This window comes from Pseudomonas sp. P1_F7 (assembly GCF_056405655.1).
The window spans coordinates 1-2,836 of sequence record NZ_JBFUBR010000046.1; the positions used below are offsets into that span (position 1 = coordinate 1).

Here is a 2,836-nt window from a genome sequence, read left to right on the forward strand (position 1 = left end):
AGGCAAGGACGTTTCATCCTTGTCGCCGGCACAACTGCGAGAGGTGAGGGCGCGTCACATCGGTATGGTCTTTCAAAGCGTTGCCTTGCTACCTAACCGTACGGTTCTTGAGAACACCGCGTTTGGCCTGGAAGTGCAGGGTGTGGGCAAGGCCGAGCGTTACAAAGTGGCCGAGCAGGCGTTGGCGAAGGTTGGATTGAGCGAGTGGACTTCGCGCTATCCCAGCGAGCTGTCCGGGGGCATGCAACAACGAGTCGGGCTGGCGCGCGCACTGACTGCCGATCCAGAAGTGATTTTGATGGATGAGCCGTTCAGCGCGCTTGATCCGCTGATTCGCCGACAGTTGCAGGATGAGTTCCGCCAATTGACCAAGGAACTGGGCAAGTCCGCGGTGTTTATTACCCACGACCTGGACGAGGCCATCCGCATTGGTGATCGCATTGCGATCATGAAGGATGGCGCCATCATTCAGGTCGGCACCGCCGAGGAGATCGTGCTCAACCCGGCTGACGACTACGTGGCGGAATTTGTCGCCGGCATTTCCCGACTGCATCTGGTGAAGGCTCACTCGGTCATGACGTCGGTCCTGGCCTACAAGGCAGCTCACCTGACATGTGACATCTCCAGGCTCACCAAAACCTCGCTTGATGCCGATATCAATGAACTTATCGGATTGACGATGAAGTCCGAGCGCGACGCGCTTGCCGTCGTCGATAACGGAACAGTGGTGGGGATCATTACCCCCCGTGATCTGTTGCGGGGCGTGCAAGGTATTCCCAATGAATTGGCGCCCGTAGCAACTGCCAATGCGATGGAGGCGTCCGCATGAGCACGCCGGATTTTTCCAGTCAGTTCGATGCATCCATTGATACGGGGCTGGAATGGCTTTCAGATAATGGCGAGTTCGTGTTCGATGCCGTCAATGCGGGGCTGAATGGCATTTACCAAGGCGTGCTGTGGTGTATTGCTTATCCAGCGCATTACGTCGTGGCGATTGTCATGGCGTTGATTGGCTGGCGTGTTGTCGGCGTCCGCTTCGCGATTCTCTCAGGTCTGGCATTGTTGCTGTGCGACCTTATCGGTTTGTGGCCAGAGACAGTCAGTACGCTTGCACTGGTGCTCACCGCTACTGTGTTGGCACTGGCGGTCGCCATTCCGCTGGGAGTCGTCGCGGGTCTGGCGCCGGCCTTTGATCGTGTGGTTGATCCTTGTCTGGATTTGATCCAGACGATGCCGCCCTACATCTACCTGCTACCGGCCATTGCGCTGCTCGGCTACGGCCCTGCCACGGCGCTGCTGGCGACTTTTATCGTCGCGCTTCCCCCCGCGCTACGACTGACCTCCCTGGGTATTCGCATGACGCCCAAGGAGTTCATCGAATTGGGAGATGCCAGCGGCGTGACTGGTATGCAGATGTTTTTCAAGATCCGCTTACCGTTCGCCATGCCCAGCATCATGGCCGGCGTTAACCAGAGCCTGATGATGGCATTCGGCATGGTCGTCATCGCCGGCATTGTAGGTTCGGGCGGTTTGGGCGAGGCGATTTACGGGTCCGTTCGTACTTTGGATATCGCCAAGTCGATCAACGCAGCTATCGCAATCGTCATTCTGACCATGATTCTGGATCGTCTGGCGCAGAGCGCTGCACAGTCGCGGGTGGGGGCATCTCAATGACAACGCACATTCAATTTTCTCCAGGCGATTACCTGGCGCCTGCCGTTGATTGGCTGAACACGAATTTACATGGCTTGTTCAAAGGGATCAGTCTGGTCGTTGAGGCGGTACTCGGTGCAGTGGAGGGAGCGTTGCTTGCTCCCCATCCGTATTTATTCATCGGTATTGTCGTCGTTGTGGCCTTCTTTTTTGCCAATAAGCGGGTCGCCGTTTTCGCTGCGGTGATGTTGGCTTTCTGTTTGTTCGCTGGCCTTTGGGTTGCGTCCATTCAGACGATCGCGCTCGTCAGCGTGGCGGTCCTGATCTCGGTGGCCATCGCTTTCCCGCTGGGCGTTCTAGCTGCCCGGGTGAAGCGTGTAGATGAAGCGTTGCTGCCGATTCTGAACATCATGCAGACGGTGCCGCCTTGGGTTTACCTGATCCCCGCGGTGATGCTGTTCAGCTTGGGGAGGGTGCCCGCGATCATCGCAACGATTGTTTACGGCATCCCGCCGATGCTCAGATTGACGACCCTGGCCTTCAAGCAACTGCCCAAGGATCTCCTTGAGTTGGGGCAGGCGTCCGGTGCTTCACCTAAAGACATTCTGTTCAAAATTGAACTGCCGAGTGCCGCACCCACGCTGTTGGTAGGCCTGAACCAATGCATCCTCATGTCGCTGGCGATGGTGGTGCTGGCCGGTCTGGTGGGGGCCGGCGGTCTGGGGGCTGAAGTGACCCGTGGCCTCTCCAGGATGGAGATGGGCTTGGGGCTGCGAGCAGGTTTGGCCATTGTCGCTATTGCGCTGCTGCTGGATCGACTGTCACGGGGCGCGTTGCAGCGTCACTCTCCCAGCAAACTCCTTTGAAAGGGCATCAGTATGAGACGCAGCTTTTTTTGCATTGATTCGCACGCGTGCGGCAACCCGGTTCGGGTGGTAGCGGGCGGAGCACCGCTGATGCCTTCCGTATCGATGGCGGAGCGGCGCGATATTTTCGTGCGTGACCACGACTGGGTACGCACCGCATTGATGTTCGAGCCCCGGGGGCACGACATCATGTCTGGCGTCATCATCTATCCATCGGTACGTGATGACTGCGACTTCGGTGCGTTGTTTATCGAAGTCAGCGGCTGCCTGCCGATGTGTGGAGCGGGCACCATCGGATTATCGACCGTGGTCATTGA

The 2,836-nt window shown here is 57.9% G+C and carries 4 protein-coding genes; all 4 read left to right on the top strand.

Annotated features, from left to right (window positions below; genetic code table 11):
• A partial coding sequence (locus tag AC1D1M_RS31250; RefSeq protein ID WP_477778667.1) for an ATP-binding cassette domain-containing protein occupies positions 1-829 on the top strand: 829 nt, incomplete at its 5' end.
• Positions 826-1,674 carry an ABC transporter permease gene (locus AC1D1M_RS31255; protein WP_477762065.1) on the top strand — a complete coding sequence of 283 codons (849 nt, stop codon included), beginning with the start codon at positions 826-828 and terminating at the stop codon, positions 1,672-1,674. The genes AC1D1M_RS31250 and AC1D1M_RS31255, both read left to right, overlap by 4 nt.
• Positions 1,671-2,519, top strand: coding sequence for an ABC transporter permease (locus AC1D1M_RS31260; protein ID WP_477762064.1), 849 nt, complete (start codon positions 1,671-1,673; stop codon positions 2,517-2,519). The genes AC1D1M_RS31255 and AC1D1M_RS31260 overlap by 4 nt, the downstream gene beginning before the upstream one ends.
• Before the next feature lie 12 nt (positions 2,520-2,531).
• On the top strand, positions 2,532-2,836 hold a 305-nt coding region (locus AC1D1M_RS31265), incomplete at its 3' end, for a proline racemase family protein (protein ID WP_477778668.1).

What these genes read in the sequence shown, in the direction of transcription:
- AC1D1M_RS31255 (WP_477762065.1), top strand. Translation starts at nt 826, where the DNA reads ATGAGCACGCCGGATTTTTCCAGTCAGTTCGATGCATCCATTGATACG.
- AC1D1M_RS31260 (WP_477762064.1), top strand. Translation starts at nt 1,671, where the DNA reads ATGACAACGCACATTCAATTTTCTCCAGGCGATTACCTGGCGCCTGCC.